This is a genomic window from Bradyrhizobium sp. CB3481 (genome assembly GCF_029714305.1).
In the GTDB taxonomy this organism is placed as follows: Bacteria; Pseudomonadota; Alphaproteobacteria; order Rhizobiales; family Xanthobacteraceae; genus Bradyrhizobium.
Map to the genome: position 1 here is coordinate 5352135 of NZ_CP121647.1, position 16226 is coordinate 5368360.

Genomic DNA, 16226 nt, shown 5'->3' on the forward strand with positions numbered 1-16226 from the left:
GCCTTCGCCAACGCACGCGAGCGATCGCCCAGGAGCGCCGGCATCGTGCGACTTGGCCATCCGGTATCTCATGGTCATGCGGCAACAGGCGATGGCTTTACACGCCCGCCGTTCGCTCATCCCGAAGGATTCCCGCAGATGCGCGATAGCTTTCCGCTAGGCCGCGGACGTTATGGGATGGTCCGCCCCGTCCTCCTCCCTCATGATGGGAAGGTCAGATCAAAAGAGGAGAGCATCATGACCCATCGCAATTTGCCGCAACCTGCAGCTGTCTATGGAATCGACATTGGCAAGAACCTGTTCCACGTCGTTGGCCTGAGCTGCGACGGCACACCTGTTCAGAAAGTTCGCTGTCGACGGGACACCCTTCTTCAGTTCTTTGCTCGCGCACAGCCAAGCATAGTTGGCATGGAATCCTGCGCCGGTTCACAGTGGCTCGCCCGGAAGATACAGGCACTTGGTCACAAGGTGCGCCTGATCCCCGCGCAATTCGTGAAGCCCTACGTGAAGTCAAACAAGAACGATATCATCGACACCGAGGCGATCGCTGAGGCCGCGACGCGCCCGACGATGCGCTTCGTCGCCGTGAAGGAGGAGGACCAGGTCGATCTTCAAGCGCTGCATCGAATCCGTGACCAGATGGTCGGCTCGAGGACACGCCTGATCAATCAGATGCGGGCTTTCTGCCTCGAGTACGGCGTAGCTTTGCGTCAGGGTGCCGGAATATTCAAACTCGAGTTGCCGCGCGCTTTGAATGACGAAGGAAACGATTTGTTACCAGTGATGCGTCGCCTGGTCGGCGATCTCTTCGCCGATCTCCGCCGCCTCGAAGAGCGGATCCGCGAAGTGACACAGGAGATCGAAGCGGTCGCCGATCGAGAGGACGTCACACGCCGGCTAATGACAATCCCTGGTATCGGCGCACTGGGTGCGACCGCTGTACTTGCCGCGATCGGTGATGGGCTGCAGTTTCGCAAGGCCCGCGACTTTGCTGCCTGGCTGGGGTTAGTGCCCAGGCAATACTCGACCGGCGGAAAACAGACGTTGCTTGGCGTCAGCAAACGCGGCAATCGCTATGTGAGAAAGCTTCTAGTGCATGGCGCGCGATCCTGCTTCCGGCATCTGGACCGGACGCGTGATCGCTTAGGAAGCTGGCTCGACGGGCTCCAGGCTCGGATGCATCCGAACAAGGCCGTTGTCGCTCTAGCCGCCAAGATGGCCCGCATTGTCTGGGTGGTCTTGAACAAGCCCGGAGCTCTCTACGAACGCAGAGATCCTGCTTTGACCTGACGCTTCTGGCTTCGATTGCAAGGCTCGGGAACAGTGATGACGAAACAGTGGATCAACATGCCGTAAGCCCTGTGCAAAAAAGCGGGCTTCGTGCCCGAACCATTTATTGGGAACGGCGTGCGCGGATCTCATCATGGCCTGGCTGCAACAGCAGTCCACTCGCGAGAGGCCGGATACATTTATGCAACTGGAAGCGTCATTTTTGCTGTTACGACCCCTTGCACGGACGGGGCGGACCATACATAATTTCCCAAAGAGATCCTTCAAGGCTGCGTTATCCAGCATAGCGTCGGCCAAAAGCCGCTTCAGCCGCGTGTTCTCATCCTGAAGCGTCTTCAGCCGCTTGGCCTCCGAGACCTCCATCCTGCCAAAGTTGGATTTCAATTTGTAGGTGCTGGCGTCGCTGACGGCTTGCTTGCGATAGATCGGCGACCGAAACGCTGGCCTCGTGCTCCTTCAAAATCCCGATGATCTACTCTTCCGAAAGCGGTTGCGCTTCATGCTCGGGGTCCTCGTCTGGGCCAGAGCGAACTTCAAACTAGATTGAGCCGGTGGGGCAAGGTCACTTTACAGACAGCGCTGGCTACTTGGGGCGCTCGGTCATCTTGTCGGGCCCGATCCACAGAAACGGAGTTGGGCGACGAATTCAGCCGTCTTGGGAAAGGGGCGCGAAAGAAGCTCAGCAGGTCACGACCTCCGGCGCGGCACACTGGGCGGATGCTAGAGCTTCCGCGTGCCGGACTATTCGACCTGATGGCGTCGCGCTCGGGCGATTTGGTGGGCCCTATTTGCGGCACGAGAACCTGTGGTGTGTTTTGCTCCGTCGCGTCGGCCTTGTCATTCTGACCCTGCTGATTGGGCCGAGTTCGCGTCGCGTCGGTCGCTAAGATGCAGGAGCAGGCAATTGAGCCACTCCGCGCCGATCCGCGCTTCGAATATCCGCCGGATGGGCGCTATCATTGCAACATCTGAAAACCAGTACCCAATCACGTCCGAGCTACCGCCTCGCCTTCACAACTTAAGTCGCTTGAAAATCCGTTCCGGCATTAGGCGGATGATCAGCATCACCAAAAACCAGATGGATCGAACGTAAATTACGTTCTTGCGTCGGTTAAGGCCATTCAGCACTGCTTCGCCTACCTCGATCGGGTCACCCGTGAAGATCGCCGGCAGTTTCATATGGTCCGTCACTCTGGTTCGCACGAAACCGGGCTTGACCGTCATCACATGAATGCTGCTGTCGATCGCCAGGCGATTGCGCAAGCCGGAAAGAAACGCCGTGAGCCCCGCTTTCGCAGAACCATAGAAATAGTTGGAGCCCCGTCCTCGATCTCCCGCAACAGACGAGATTCCGACAATGGACCCATGTCCGCGTCCGACAAATCGTTCCGCAAAGAGACTGAGGATCAGCGCCGGGCCCTCATAGTTTGAGCGCATGATCTGTCGAGCATAATCAAGATCGATTTCGGCGCGCGGCTGCTCGCCAACGAGGCCCACAAACGAAATTACGACATCCGGAAGGTCGGGCAGCGCGTCGACGAAGGCGACAAATGAACCCGTATCAAGCACGTCAAATTGGTGGATGGTAACCTGGCGACCTGTGCGAGCCGAAATATCGTTGGCGTCGCGCTGAAGTTCAGGCAGGAAGCGTCCGGCGAGCCGAACTGTCCACCCGCCCTTGGCAAAGACATGTGCTGTCGCCCTGGCAATGTCCGACGTGCCCCCCAGAATAAGAACGGCTCTTTTGGCATCATCCATCTATTCCTCTCAAACTCCAATTCGCTGGGCAAGGCGCGACTGCAATTTTCCGGACGGGTTGATCGTCCGTCTAATCTCGCGAAAGAAAGACAGATCAGGGTAGCCTGCCTCAAAGGTCGCTCGTGATTGCCGGGCATCCTTAGCCAGATACAGCCTGCCTCCTGCGGCGACGACGAGTTCGTCCAGCTCATCGAGGAAGGAAAACGTATCGCCCGCGATCGGAAAGTCCAGCGCCAGGGTGTAGCCCGGCATTGTAAAAGACAGGGAGCCGCTTCCCGCGCCTAGCTTCTTCAGAACGGCCAAAAACGAGGATCCGCCGCGTCTCGCGATGCGTTCGAGCATTTCGGCCAAGGTGGCTTCGGCATTCTTGGAAGGAAGCACGCTTTGGTGCTGAACGAAGCCGCGCCGACCATAGATCCTGTTCCAGTTGCCGATTGCGTCGAGCGGAAAAAAGTGGAGATGAGCGGGGAGCAGAGTGCGGGAGTCTACTTTGCGTGCTCCGGCCCGGAAATAGAGCTCGTTGAAGGCCGCAACGGTCCTATTGTTCAACACGAACGAGGGAGCATCGACCGGCATCGACAAAAAACGTTTTCGCAGCGGAAAGGGATTTGCGGCCTGCTTTTCATCGAGTTGCTCAGAAGCGGCATGCTCGCCAAGAAATATCAGCGAGCGGCCGAGATGGGGACCGCGCGCCAAGCAGTCGATCCATGCCACTGAGTAAGTGACGCTCTCGCTACTCTCCAGTGCAGCGATGGCAGCACCGAGAGAATCGGCCACGATGGTCCGCTGGACGACCCAGCCTGTCTCGACGGAACGCAACCTGATCGTCGCCTCGAGAATGGTACCGGTTAACCCCATTCCGCCAATTGTCGCGCGAAACAAATCGGGATGCTCGTCACGCGAAGCGAGAAGCGTTTCGCCCGTGGGCAGCGCCAATAACAGGCTATCTACATAGCCACCGAAGCCGCCCTCACTGTGGTGGTTCTTGCCGTGGACGTCGGCCGCGATAGCGCCGCCAATGCTAACGAAACTTGTGCCGGGAACGACATAGGGAAAAAATCCGCGCGGCAGGAACGTCGCAATCACGTCGGAGAGAAGCAGGCCGGCCTCCAAGGTCACACGACCCATCTTCGGATCGAAAGTTCGTATCCGATTGAGGTGAGTAAGCGCGATCGTCTGGCGAATGCCGATGGCTGCGTCCCCGTAGGCCCGGCCATTGCCGCGGGCGACGGCTTGATCGCCCTGTGCCGTCGCGCGTCGGGCGGCATCGGCTGTACGGGGATGGATCATTTCGGAGTCGATAATGGGATACCGGCCCCAACCCGAAATCGCTGTCACTGTCCTGAGGTCCTCATGTTTCGCTCAGCTCGCAATAAAGCAGGATTTCGGCGCAACTAGAAACTCTCGAATGCGTCAAATGGCAACGATAACTACGGCGACCATCGAGGCGATGGCAATTGCGCTGATAGGGTCGCTCAGCGCAAAGACAATAGGATCATCATCCATTAAACGGCGGTGTGCCATCATGAGCGCCCTTCCTATCCAATAGAGAAGAATTGGACAGATGAGCCACAATGTGTCGGGATGACGATAGAGCATCTGCACATCGGGAGATCTAATATAGAGTGCAAAGATCGTGACAGCGTTTAAGCCAGCCGCAGCAACTAAGGCGGCAACGATATCAAGGTCGCCGATCCTGTAGTCACGACCTGAACGATTAGAGAGGCGCTGGTCGAGCCTCGTCGCCAGTTCAACGTACCGTTTGATTAGCGCGAGCGATGTGAAGATGAACATAGAGAAAATGAAAAGCCATTGCGAAATTTGAATTTCAGCTGCCACGCCACCTGCAACAATGCGTGTCGTGTAGAGCATTGCCAACACAATAACGTCCAGAAGCATCCTGCGTTTCAAATAGATAGAATAAGCACTTGTTAATAGAAAATAGCCTACCAATACGCCGACAAACTTAAGCGAGATTGTGGTTGCTAGCATAAGGGAAAATAGGAGAAGCCCCGGAACCACAAGCAAACCGGTCCGAAGTGGGAGAAGGCCACTCGCAAAGGGTCGAGCGCGCTTGCTAGAGTGCGCACGATCATCCCTAAGATCTAGTAGATCGTTGAGGATGTAGACAGCTGACGCGCAAGCGCAAAAAGCTAGAAAGGCGATCACATCTGTGATGATGTTAGGCAACGTAAATTGATGGGAGGCCAGCAATGGCACAAAAACCAGGAGGTTCTTGACGTATTGGTGGACCCGCAGGGCCTTGAACCACGCCCACCTGCCCACATTCCTGTTGTCTAACGCGACGCAATTGCCCTTGAGCTCGACGAGCCGAGTCTTTACCGAATTGGAAAGGTCGATACCGTAGGCTTTATCGGCAATCTCCCACACGGGGAAATCTGAGGGACCGTTGCCAACGTAATCAAACCCGGTCTTACCGAAGACAGCCGAGAGTATCTCGGCCTTCAAAGGTCCCGACAAATTCGTTTTTTCGTCAGACGCAAACCAACCATCGAAGACGCCTAAGTGATCCGCGACGGCCTTCGCGTGCTTCTCGTTGGCTGCTGTAGCCAGATAAACCTTCCTGCCCCGGGCTTTGGCTGCCTGGACTAGATCCATAACGCAGGTACTGTACGGGAGCGTCGTATAGTCCAATTCGGATGCCTGGGCAAGCTGATGCTTTACGGCTGCCTTGCCATCGGCCAGAGCGCGGAGCGCTGCAAGGTTCGCGTGCAACCCAAGAGGCAGTACGTTTAAAAACGACTCGTATAGTAGATCCGTTAGCAGCAACGATCCGTCTAGATCTACGACCAACGGCTTTTCGCAGGGAAACCCCGTATCAGCGTATTTACCATCATTGCTGGTGCGCCAGATGCCGTCGAGAACTTTCGGCAAAATGTCATCGAGTTGCATCGGACGACCGATAAAGGCAATGTAGCCGTCACGATCGACGGCAAACGAGATGGGAATCCCGCAAGAAAAACTCGGTTCGATCCAAAGCTTATTCATTTCGCCTGTGTAGTCGAATGCGATTCGATAGTTCACATCCGGCAGGTTTTCGGTCAACCACGCTTCCAAGCTAGTTCGAGCCTCATCCGCAGTTCGAGCACGTTCACGAGCTGCGACTCCGACAACCTGAAGTCCACTATTTTCGTATTTCTCTTGCAGCTGTACCAGATGGGGCATCGTCGCCATACATGGCATGCACCACGTCGCCCAAAATTCGATGATGTACACTGTCCCGGGCTGGAAGCTCGTGAGGGGCTGGCCGCGCAGCCAGCTCTCCGCTTTGATCGAAGGAGCCAGCGACCCCACACGCAGTACCATGTTGCCCTCCAAAGCAGTTGCCAAACGCTGCACGGGCTTATGCGCTAACTCGCTTTTCTCTCAGAAACGGGGCACACCGTTTTCAAGGAAAAGGAGAGCATCGCTCGCCTTGCGTCTGCGTGCACTCACCGCTCCATCAGTGTTGCTGCATCTAATAGCAACAGCCGTGCCAGCTGCCGTTCGCGCGCATTAAGCGCCTGATGACGCTCCGAAAGCCTCCACGCAGCTTCAAGACAACTAGTGTTGTGAGTCTGACGGGCATTGTAAGATGTCAGAAGCTGAACACGAATCGCGCGACACGCCGCTCGCAGCGGTGTGGCTTGCCGCTGTGAGCCGCCGAACGGAATTTTCAAATCTCTCTCCTTCAGGCAGGATCAGAAAGTGGCTACGATGCAGAGCGGATAACGAGCGAAGGCGGTGGGCTAACGGCGCCGTGTTCGTGGTCGACAATGATTAAGTGGTTCGCGAGCACTGCAGATTGTGCTGCATGAAGAGATAAGTATCCATGAGTTGGCGATCCAGAAGGGACCTATGACAAGGAAAGCCGGATAGAGTCTTTTTAAACGCTTTTTCCACGCTGCAACCTGTTGCGCAAGATAACACATCGTGCCGCATCCGCGCGTGATCATGAGCGTCATTTCGCCGGGCAAGATCATTGAATGATCTCTCTATCTCTGCCTGAAGGTAAAAACCTTATGAGCTTGATAGGTCATGAATACGGGACTGCAGACCGCTACCGTGTGAGCAACGAGTTCAAGGTGGTACGCCCACCCGATGGCTGGCGTTATCCAATACCTCAAGCCAATGCTCACGAGCCACACTTGGACGAACGCCGCAAAATACACCACCAGGAAACGGAGATACTGTCGCCGCGCGGAGCCTTCAAAAGCCTGAAAGACATAAATTTTCGACATCAGAAAAGCGGACGTCAGTGCGATGGGAAAAGCCAGCGCGACAGCATACTCAAAGCGCACGGATTTAGAGATCAAGATACGACTTAGTATGTTTACTGCCGCAGTGAGAACGCCTACGATTAAAAATCGTGCAAACCGATTTTTCACAGCAACTCCAGCGATGGTGCACGTCTCCAACCTGGGGACATTTTTTAGCCACGAAGGAATTTGTGGAGTTTCCACGGCACCGGAACCTGCAAGTAGATCTTGCATATTGGAAGGTAGGCCATCGCAAGCCGCATTTTCGCTTGACGTAAGCGCGATGCAAACTTGCCGCACTAGGTTCTATAAATAATCATGGCCGTCTAAAAATTTCGATATCCAGAGATCGGAACGACTGCGCGTCCGGATTTAGATTGATGCATGCCATGTGCCTTGGTCGCGCCGATATGGTTGACGAATCCGCAAGATTTACAAGCCAGTCGTCGAATTCGCTCCGAAGGATTCCGCGCGAGCTAGCCGCCAAACGCGCTTCTCTTCGTAATACGGCGGTTGAGATCTCGAGCTATAGATAGTGAACAGGTCGTTCATAACTATTTCCTCGCACAGATTATCGGCAGCGTAAGATTTCGAATGGTCCATCGCTGGGGATTGCTCAAAGGGATTTCAGCATCGTTCGGCGGCCTCCGCCATCGTGCGGCCAAGGCGGATGCTCTCGGCTACACCACGATCTTCCGGATAATAGAAGCATGTGTCTGCGATCTGCAGACCCTTAATCGGAGTCTGAACCGAAGGCAGTTTGTTACGAAAATTCGGTTCACACACAGGCTGGGCATAACGAAGGCGGCTAACGTTCGCATCGATCAGATCGTTAGGCTGGATCGTCGGATTGATACGACGGATATAGCCGAACGCCTCATCGATAAACTGCTGGTCCTTCCAGCACCATTTTGGTTGGGTAACGGGCAAATAATAGGGAACATAAACGATCGTATCCGCGAGCGGCCGGAGATTAGAAAACTCGATTAAGCCTGGGATGTCGATATCCTCCGCAACGATGTTCTCCCAAAAATGGGGCGTCACAGACTTACGCAGTTTGAACACCACGCACACAACTCCGATGTTTCGGATCGCAGCGTATTTATTCTTCCAGTCTTGCGGCAAGTCGGGCACGAGATGATTGACCAGAGGGATTGGCACGGTCGAGATCACCGCCTCGATTTCAAACTCCGTGTCTCCCGCCTGCACCAGACGAACGCGGCCGTCTTTCACGACAACGCGTTCTACCGGCGTCCTAAGATGGATACCACCGCCCTTGCGTCGAATATCATCGGCCATAGCCTCGAGCAGCGTTTCCGATCCGCCGTCAATGTAGCCGAGCCGCTCTTGGAAAATTGACCTGCGCGAATTTCCGATGCGTTTGATCCGAGCCGCAATCCAAGATGCCGAGATTTCGTCAGCAAATTCATAGAATTTCAGTTCCTGAAGTCGTTTCCACAACTTATTGTACACGGACTTACCCGACCCACGTTCGATCCACTCTCGCGAGGTCAAATGTTCGATCCGGCTGAAATCCCTTGCTTTGGTCGTCAGAAACATCTGGAGACCGGTGCGTAGTTTTTCGATCATAGAGAGATGCGGATAGCGCAGCAGGGAAAGTGGATCGCCCCATTTGTGGACGTTGCCGTGAGTAAAGTAGGCCATGGAAGTGTCTACCCAGCGTATTTTATTCGAAATACCAAGTTCGTGCATCAGCGCAAACGTGGGCGCATCCGACTTGCACACGAAATGGTAGAAGCGTTCGATCGAGAGCCCGGAAAACTCAAAATGCGCGGCCATACCGCCGACTCTTTCGTCAGCCTCGATCAGGTCGACCTTGTGGCCGAGTGTAACGGCGCGTTGCGCGGCTGCGAGCCCCATGGGGCCAGCCCCCAGCACAGCGATCTGGCTCATGCTCACAACTCCTAGAATGCCAAGGTGATCGAGGAATATGCAGGATCGAGATAAGTTTCGGTGAGCGCACGTTCCAATGGTGTCGCTCTAGCTCCGAATTCCTTTGGCCAATCAATGACCGGAAATGTCTCAGGTATAACCAGGGCCTCAAGCTGGGTCGTCGTAAACGGTGGATTTCTATTGATCTTTTCGTACAGCCAAAGCAGCGCCCAGAAAAAGGTATAGGGGATTTGGATGATCCTCGAGCGCGGCTTCACGATCTCATGAATCATGACGATCAAGTCGCGATAGAAAATCTTATCAAGTCCCGAGATATCAAACGTGCCTGTTTTTCTGTGCTCGATGGCCGCGATAATCACGGACACGAAATCCCCGACGTATAACGGTTGGCGGGTAAACTTGCCGCTGCCCGGGATTGGAAAAATGGGTGTGCGATCCATAAAGTGTCGGAGCCAGCCAAGGTGCTTCCGATCAAACCAGCCGAACATCAAGGTCGGACGAAGGATGACATGCGGTAAATCACTAGCCACATAGAGCCCCTCCTGGGCTTTCTTTGATCGGGTGTAGAAATCATCCGCCTTTGAATTGACTACTGACGACGATACTCCAACGAAATATGGGACGGAGTGGACTCGCATGGCAGCGAGGACATTCCTGGTGGCCGTGACGTTGTTAGCTTCGAAGTCTTGGTAACGCCTCCCCCCGATCTGGGCCTGATTGATAACTACGGTATCGCCGTCGGCAAAGCTGTCAATCCACGATCCTGGCAGTGCGAGATCCGCCTCAATTATTGGGACGTTAAGATGCGTTTCGCGAAACAAGCGAATGTTAGCCTTATGTTTGTCGATGCCAACAAGTTCTAGATCGTTGCGCGATTTTAGCCGCGCCACGAGGTTTTGGCCGACCAGACCCGCTGCTCCGGTTATAATGATCTTCCGCATCAGCATCCTAGGGGTTCAGTCTGTGGAAGAGAACCGGGGGCACCGAGCGGATGATCATCTGATCAGACGTTGGTCCCGGTTTGACTACTACCGCGCGCGGTCGGAATCGTGCAACCAGTGGCTGATACTTTGCACTAAGGCCGCAGGCGCGCTGCCGCACCGCAAATGTAGTTAGATCGGCATCCACGATCACCAGCAACCGAAGACAGGTACTTCTGTGCCGTGCACGTAGCTTCCTCCTGACTTTTTGACGACGTCCGCTTGGCGATTAGAAAGAGATCGGGCCTACTCCGGCAGGATGATAACCGACAAGGCAGCCGCCCTCGATCGTGGCCAGCCCAGTCGCACAGATGAAGGTCTTCTCGATGCAATGATGATGTCGCAGCGGCCCAGCACCTCCGGATTACCACCGAACCAGTAGCCGGACACGACGCCGACCACAGGTACCCGGCTGGAAAGCTCGGCATACTGTACCCATCCAGGCCCGTTATCCGAACCGATAGGTATCGGTCGGCCAACCTGCCCGCCTTCCGCGTAGAACACCGGCGGCATCCGCCACGGCGCGCCGACCTCAGTATGCGATCGATCTTCCTCTGCTTGATTTGACAATGAATGCCGGCGCGCGCGGTGCGGTCATAGGCTACGACCATGCAGCGGCTTCCGGGTCGCAATGTGCGGCATTGACGGCTGCGACGCCCCCAACGACCCCGTCCGCAGGCGTGTTCTTGATCAGCTTCTGGAGCGATCGCCGCCCCTGTACGGGCATGGGAACGATGCCGCGTTCGAAGAACGAACCGCAGTCGACGAGCTGCGCGACACTTTTGCGCGCCGAGCGCTGGTTGGTCTTGCGCCTCCGGCTCGACCGCCTCCGGCCGATTCTCGTCAAGCGCGTTGGCCTGCCATACGATGATCTGCGCCAGATCCTGACGAATGTAATTGAGGTCGATCTCAGTCTTCCGAGAGCGTCCAATCGGGCGACCACCGAGAGAGCGGACGATCCCCTGTTGAATTTTGTTCGCCATTTTGATCCGCCCTGGATACGCATCAGACCGCTCAGGAGAGGCAGCACGATAGCATAGCTTGGCGACATTGGACCGGACTGGATGCTTGTACAAAGCTTGCGGGTCGGCGCCGTGGTAAAAGCAATTTAACCAATGGCTACGTCGCTTGGACAGCTACCAAATCAGATAGCGTAAGGGAGTCTGCCAACGGCAGCACCAGTTCTCCCTTGGTCGCGCGCCATTGCGCTCCGGGGGCTTCCATGCCGCAGCCCGATCGTCATTGCCGGACGACGCGACTCGACGAGAGGCCGCCTTTGTCCGTCGTCTCGATCGGCCACTGCGTCATATGCGGCGGCTCAAGCGTGATGTTGGGTTCCTCCCCCCGCGAGGTTGGGCTTGTTCATACGGTTGTGGCTAGAGGCACTTACAAATCGAGAACCTAGCTAGAAGACGGGCGCCGAAACAACCCGACGATCGAGCCGGAAATTTGTAGTTTGAGGATACGACAGGGAAGCATCGCTGCCGCGCCGAGGTTGGGCATTTTGACCTATCGCGGGTGCCGCCGACGTGAAGTGGTCCTCGCAAGAAGCAGCTTGCGCACGTACGGGAAGTTCCAGCAGCAACGAAGACCATGCAATACGAGCCGATGCATCCAAGACGGCAATAAGCTCAGAAGAACGGAGAAAGTGATGATTCGACCGAGATTAGCAGAGATGTGCCGTAAACCACTGCCTCTGGAAATCCTGATATGTCGGCCGGTGGCGCTCTGTGGTCCTACCGATCTCGATATCCGAAATGAGCACATGCCGATGCCGAAGCCCCGCTCAAATGCAGAGGATAGTTTCGAGCGAACGAACGAAATATCTCGTGGTGTCGAAGCCACAACCGGCCTAAAAACCTGCCTTCAGAAGACGCCCTGACGGACAGTAAAGCCGTGAACAAGCATTGAGAGCTAGCCGCGATGGCCTAATGACTTCCAAAATGAAAAGCCTAACAGCTGAGAACGGAACGCGAAGCCTTGGCTAGCTTTCTTCGGTTAACCAGATTCAGCCAGCGATAGTTTAACTTCGCAAGCATGGTTACTGCCGAAATCGGCAGGGGGCGTAGCACTGATTTTCGCAATCGCCAACGCAGATCGCCGACCTCTTTTAACCCGTTCGGCGTGATTCGAGTCTTCTGAATTGCGAGCGGCAATAGATCAGCGAGCTCCTCCTTGACGTATAGAATCGTATTGAACCGATACCAGGGCTCCACTGCTCTGTTGTTTTGCAGCGCAAGGCGAATGACGTCATAAGCCTCGTAGCCAAGCGAGGAGAACCGTTCTTGCCAAAACACAAGGGGCCGTTCGTTGATATGGTTTTCGCCACCTTGCCCAGGTGTTGCCGCCGAAAACGCAATGATATCGGCGTGCGCCGTAAGGCTAGATGTGAAGGTGTCGGAACATGATGGATCGAGATGTTCGGCGACCTCGAAAGTTGTTACCAAGTCGAACTTTTCGCCTAGACGAAATGGAGTAGACAGATCTACAGGGAAGAAATCTTCTCGTGGAATGTGAAGGGAGTCCAGCCGAACGTATGGCCCGTCTACACCCTTTGCAGTTTTGACGCCGGCCGCCTTCCACTCGCGAAGCCACGCACCACGTCCGCAACCGACGTCGAGGATAGAAGAAGGGCTCAACAGCGGCACAACAAGCTTTGCGAATTCCTTTGCTGATGAAAGCGCACGGCGGTCAATGTACTCAAAAAACTCCTCTGAATAGGGATGTAGTTCAGTCATCACTCACCTGCTGCGTTGAGAGCGCCTCATGCCTTGGCCGAAAATCGTCTACATAGACGTGAACGATTTGCTTCCGTACCGTCGAGCAATTTCAGTGCCAGCTGCCGGCAAGTGCTTGGACAAATGCTTCCGAAAAAGCTCGGCAGGCGGGAATTAGGAGTTGTCCTTCTCTGGAGCGAAGAGTTCGCGCATCGCCCCGGCCATCGACACATCGGCTTTTTGGTCGATCGCGGAGCGAGCGATGTCATGCGTTTTGTGAAACAACAGATGTGCATGAAAGACGCGGCAGCTGATGTCGTCGGACATCAACGCGACACCGCCGAAGCGCCTTGTCCAATCCGCAGCCTTCGTCGCCGGCGCAAGTGTGGCACGGGCTGGTCGGTCAACCCCTTGCTTGCGTGCGTTCTGCATTGATCTTCGGCGACCCCTTTCGTCTCGGTTACTTCAGCTTCATCGCTGGCACGCCAGATGCCTAAAGCCGCCGGCAAACGTTTTGAGTTCCATTGGATAACCGATAAAGGCGGTGTGACCGTCACGATTTACGACAAACGAGGAGCATTCCCGAGAGACAAATCGGGAGCGATCCAAAGCTGATTATTTCGCCGGTGCCGCGATCCAATCGTTCAGCCTCAAGAACTCGGTCAATCGGCGTTCAACTGAGTTCAGGCGCGGTCCGTCGTTGGAGCTTCTTCGCGAGCAGCGAACCCGACGACTAAAGTTGTCCGCCGTCCTTATATTTTCTTGTAGCTGCACCAAATGGGGCATTGCCACCCCAAAATTCGACGATGTGTCCTTCCCTCTCGGGCTGGAAGTTCGTGAGGCGCTGGCCAGTAGCCAGATCTCCACATTGATTGAACGCACCGCTACCCGAAGCGCAGTTCCACTGACTCTCGAAAGCTATTGCCAAGCTTACGTGATTTTGTGCGCGAGCTTGTTTCGCACTCGGAACGGGCCACACGGCTTCAAGGCAAGGAGAGTATCCGATGCGTCTGCGTGCAGTGAGCCCTCACTCCTGTGTTGGGCATTTCAGTATCAACGGCCGTGCCAGCTGCGTCAGCGCGCGTAAACGTTTGATCAGTCGTCTTCAAGACGTCCGCGGCGCGCCAAGACGCCGGCGCGGTGAGCGCGCGGGGCTTTGTACCGACGTCGGAAAATGGACACGACACGTGCGTTTCGCGCCGCCAGAATGCTTTGGCGTTGTAACCCGCCGAATAGGAACTTACTAATCCCGCTGCCCCGTCAGGCAGGATTAAAGTACCGCGACTATGCAGATCAGTATCGAATGAGCCAACAGCGTGGACCAGGGACGCGCGTTTTAGCCAGAACTCAGAGGATAACCGCCTAAAGTTATGCGCACGTCGGCGAATCGGCGATGCTCCGGGACCCTTCACAGAGCTCAACCGCGATTCGCACGAGAACGATAACGCTCGAGGCCGAGGCGGTAGGTCACGAAAGGCCAACTGGAAAATCGTTCCAGTACACACACCAAAGCCTAGATTACGATGAAGCTGAAAGACGCAACCACGAGGCCGCCAATCAGAAACTAACCATGGCTGATCGTCGAGATGAATCTTGTGGAGTTCCGGCCAACCCGATTAGAGCGTGCGTAAGCAAATTTCAGTTGTTGGCACCTTGGCCTTCGCCTTAACCGCGACAACGATAGCCTCAGCGCCATCATCAAAGCCCTCTGGAACGCGCCAACCGCGACATCGACGCGCCCCAACGATCGATTTCAAACGGAACGGCTCTAAGCGATGCAATCACATACAAAGCTCAAGCCGTACGAGCGCCGCAAGCGAACCCATTTTCAGGCAAGTGACCGCCGGCTCGCCTTCCTTGAGGCGCTGTAGGGCGCCAGACTATGCCGAATGGGAGCGGGAAGACGACCAGTCCACCAGCCGCACGCACGCGCAAACGACAGGCTCTTCCCAAAACCATTCACATAGTTCGGCAGTCGGCACAAACGTCCAAAATGAACGGCGTCGATCGGCAAGCCTGGCTGACCGATGTCCTTGCTCGCATTGCGCCCACCCAGCTCATCGCCTGCACGAGCTTCTATCCTGGACTTGGACGCCGCCATCAACGCTCTCGCTCAGGCGCCATGACCACACGAGAACGAAATTAGGACCCGATATCTTGAAATGGAGATCGAGGACGGGTTTATTTGGGTCTATGGCGTCGGAGAAGATGGCGAGGCATTCACCGACTTCGGAATCGACAAGCTAATCGAGCTTGTCAGGCTCCACAAAGAAACCCTGGGTGCTTAGGCGAGGGTAAGCGCTTAGCCGCCACCCTGTTGGCACTGGCTTGACGTTTTGCGGAACTGCCAGGGCCTGAGGTCTTCGATCCTGTTGTGGGGATGGCAGTCGATGATCGCCTCGAGTGTTTCGGCGATGTAGGCGGCCGAGTTGACGTCGCTGAGCTTGCAGGTGGCGACGATCGACGCAAGCAAGACCCAATTTTCAGGCCCGACCTCATGACCGGCGAAGAGCGCATTTTTTCGGGTCAGGCAGACTGGCCGGATGGCGTTCTCGACCGGGTTCGTGTCGAGCTCGAGGCGCCCGTCTTCGAGGAAGCGGGTCAGCCCTTGCCAATGATTGAGCGCGTAACGGATGTCCCAGCCTTGAGCCGCTGGAGATCACCGACAGCTGCTTCTCGAACCACGGCCTCAACGCCTCGATGATGGGCAGCGAGTGCTCCTTGCGCGCGGACAGCCTGATGTCCGGCGATGAACCGCGTACCATGGCTTCGATGGCGTAAAGCTGTGCGATCTGCCGGATGGCCGCCTCGGCGATCGGCGATTTGCTGTTGCGGGCCAATTTGACGAAGCGCCGGCGCAAATGGCTCCAGCAATGCACGAGCGTCCACGGCCCTTGCGGTCGAGCGACTTCGCTCAGCCGGTCATAACCGTCATAGGCATCGCATTCCAGGAAGCGTCCATTAAAGCCGTCCAGGAACTGCTCAGCAAAGGCGCCGCTGCGACCGGGGGCATATCGGAACAGCACGATCGGCGGACTTGGGCCACTGTGGCCGCGGTCGTCGGAGACGATCGCCCAGAAGTAGCCCTTCTTCGTTTGACCACGCCCGGGATCGAGCACCGGCGCCGTGGTTTCGTCCATGAACAGACGATCCGCCGCGGCCAGATGGCGGCGCATGTGGTCGGCAACGGGTTGGAGATGGAAGCAGGCGCGGCCGGACCAATTGCCCAGGGTCGCCCGATCCAGCCGGATTCCCTGGCGCGCATAGATCTCGGCCTGACGGTAAAACGGCGTATGGTGCGCCAAACT

Annotated in this window: 11 protein-coding genes and 3 pseudogenes; 4 read left to right on the top strand and 10 right to left on the bottom strand. The window is 56.0% G+C overall.

Annotation, left to right across the window (positions count from 1 at the left end):
* The first annotated feature begins 237 nt into the window (after nt 1-237).
* Complete coding sequence (locus QA643_RS26085; RefSeq protein ID WP_283034936.1) at nt 238-1290, top strand: IS110 family transposase; 1053 nt, start codon at nt 238-240, stop codon at nt 1288-1290.
* Nucleotides 1291-1536: 246 nt separating this feature from the next.
* Here the strand turns inward: QA643_RS26085 and QA643_RS26090 are convergent.
* The 6 genes and pseudogenes from QA643_RS26090 to QA643_RS26115 form a co-directional block, all read right to left on the bottom strand.
* Nucleotides 1537-1762: pseudogene (locus tag QA643_RS26090) on the bottom strand (transposase); the annotation flags it as partial.
* A gap of 539 nt (nt 1763-2301) precedes the next feature.
* Nucleotides 2302-3048: an SDR family oxidoreductase gene (locus QA643_RS26095; protein ID WP_283028665.1), complete on the bottom strand. Its 747-nt coding sequence runs from the start codon at nt 3046-3048 to the stop codon at nt 2302-2304.
* 9 nt (nt 3049-3057) lie between these two features.
* Nucleotides 3058-4386 (bottom strand): FAD-binding oxidoreductase, encoded by a 1329-nt coding sequence (locus QA643_RS26100; RefSeq protein WP_283028666.1) that lies wholly within the window; start codon nt 4384-4386, stop codon nt 3058-3060.
* Between the two features lie 75 nt (nt 4387-4461).
* On the bottom strand, nt 4462-6375 hold the full coding sequence (locus QA643_RS26105) for a UbiA family prenyltransferase (protein ID WP_283028667.1): 1914 nt from the start codon (nt 6373-6375) through the stop codon (nt 4462-4464).
* Between the two features lie 1559 nt (nt 6376-7934).
* Nucleotides 7935-9221 carry an NAD(P)/FAD-dependent oxidoreductase gene (locus QA643_RS26110; RefSeq protein WP_283028668.1) on the bottom strand — a complete coding sequence of 429 codons (1287 nt, stop codon included), beginning with the start codon at nt 9219-9221 and terminating at the stop codon, nt 7935-7937.
* A gap of 11 nt (nt 9222-9232) precedes the next feature.
* On the bottom strand, nt 9233-10162 hold the full coding sequence (locus tag QA643_RS26115) for an NAD-dependent epimerase/dehydratase family protein (protein WP_283028669.1): 930 nt from the start codon (nt 10160-10162) through the stop codon (nt 9233-9235).
* A 1263-nt stretch (nt 10163-11425) separates the two neighbouring features.
* On the opposite strand from QA643_RS26115, the pseudogene QA643_RS26120 reads away from it, so the two are divergent.
* Nucleotides 11426-11536: pseudogene (locus tag QA643_RS26120) on the top strand (CopG family transcriptional regulator); the annotation flags it as partial.
* Nucleotides 11537-12153: 617 nt separating this feature from the next.
* Here QA643_RS26120 and QA643_RS26125 read toward each other — a convergent pair.
* The gene (locus QA643_RS26125; RefSeq protein WP_283028670.1) at nt 12154-12939 is read right to left on the bottom strand and encodes a methyltransferase domain-containing protein; all 786 of its coding nucleotides are present in this window, start codon (nt 12937-12939) and stop codon (nt 12154-12156) included.
* Between the two features lie 153 nt (nt 12940-13092).
* Nucleotides 13093-13350, bottom strand: a complete 258-nt coding sequence (locus QA643_RS26130; RefSeq protein ID WP_283028671.1) for a hypothetical protein — start codon at nt 13348-13350, stop codon at nt 13093-13095.
* A 1552-nt stretch (nt 13351-14902) separates the two neighbouring features.
* Here QA643_RS26130 and QA643_RS26135 point away from each other — a divergent pair.
* Together QA643_RS26135 and QA643_RS26140 are read left to right on the top strand one after the other, a co-directional pair.
* A pseudogene (locus QA643_RS26135) lies at nt 14903-15021 on the top strand (transposase domain-containing protein); the annotation flags it as partial.
* A 59-nt stretch (nt 15022-15080) separates the two neighbouring features.
* Nucleotides 15081-15206, top strand: a complete 126-nt coding sequence (locus tag QA643_RS26140; protein ID WP_283035102.1) for a hypothetical protein — start codon at nt 15081-15083, stop codon at nt 15204-15206.
* A 14-nt stretch (nt 15207-15220) separates the two neighbouring features.
* Here the strand turns inward: QA643_RS26140 and QA643_RS26145 are convergent, their stop codons facing one another.
* Both QA643_RS26145 and QA643_RS26150 read right to left on the bottom strand, forming a co-directional pair.
* Nucleotides 15221-15523 carry a transposase gene (locus tag QA643_RS26145; RefSeq protein WP_283034937.1) on the bottom strand — a complete coding sequence of 101 codons (303 nt, stop codon included), beginning with the start codon at nt 15521-15523 and terminating at the stop codon, nt 15221-15223.
* The gene (locus QA643_RS26150; RefSeq protein WP_283028672.1) at nt 15414-16223 is read right to left on the bottom strand and encodes an IS66 family transposase; all 810 of its coding nucleotides are present in this window, start codon (nt 16221-16223) and stop codon (nt 15414-15416) included. The genes QA643_RS26145 and QA643_RS26150 overlap by 110 nt, the downstream gene beginning before the upstream one ends.
* Nucleotides 16224-16226 lie beyond the last annotated feature (3 nt).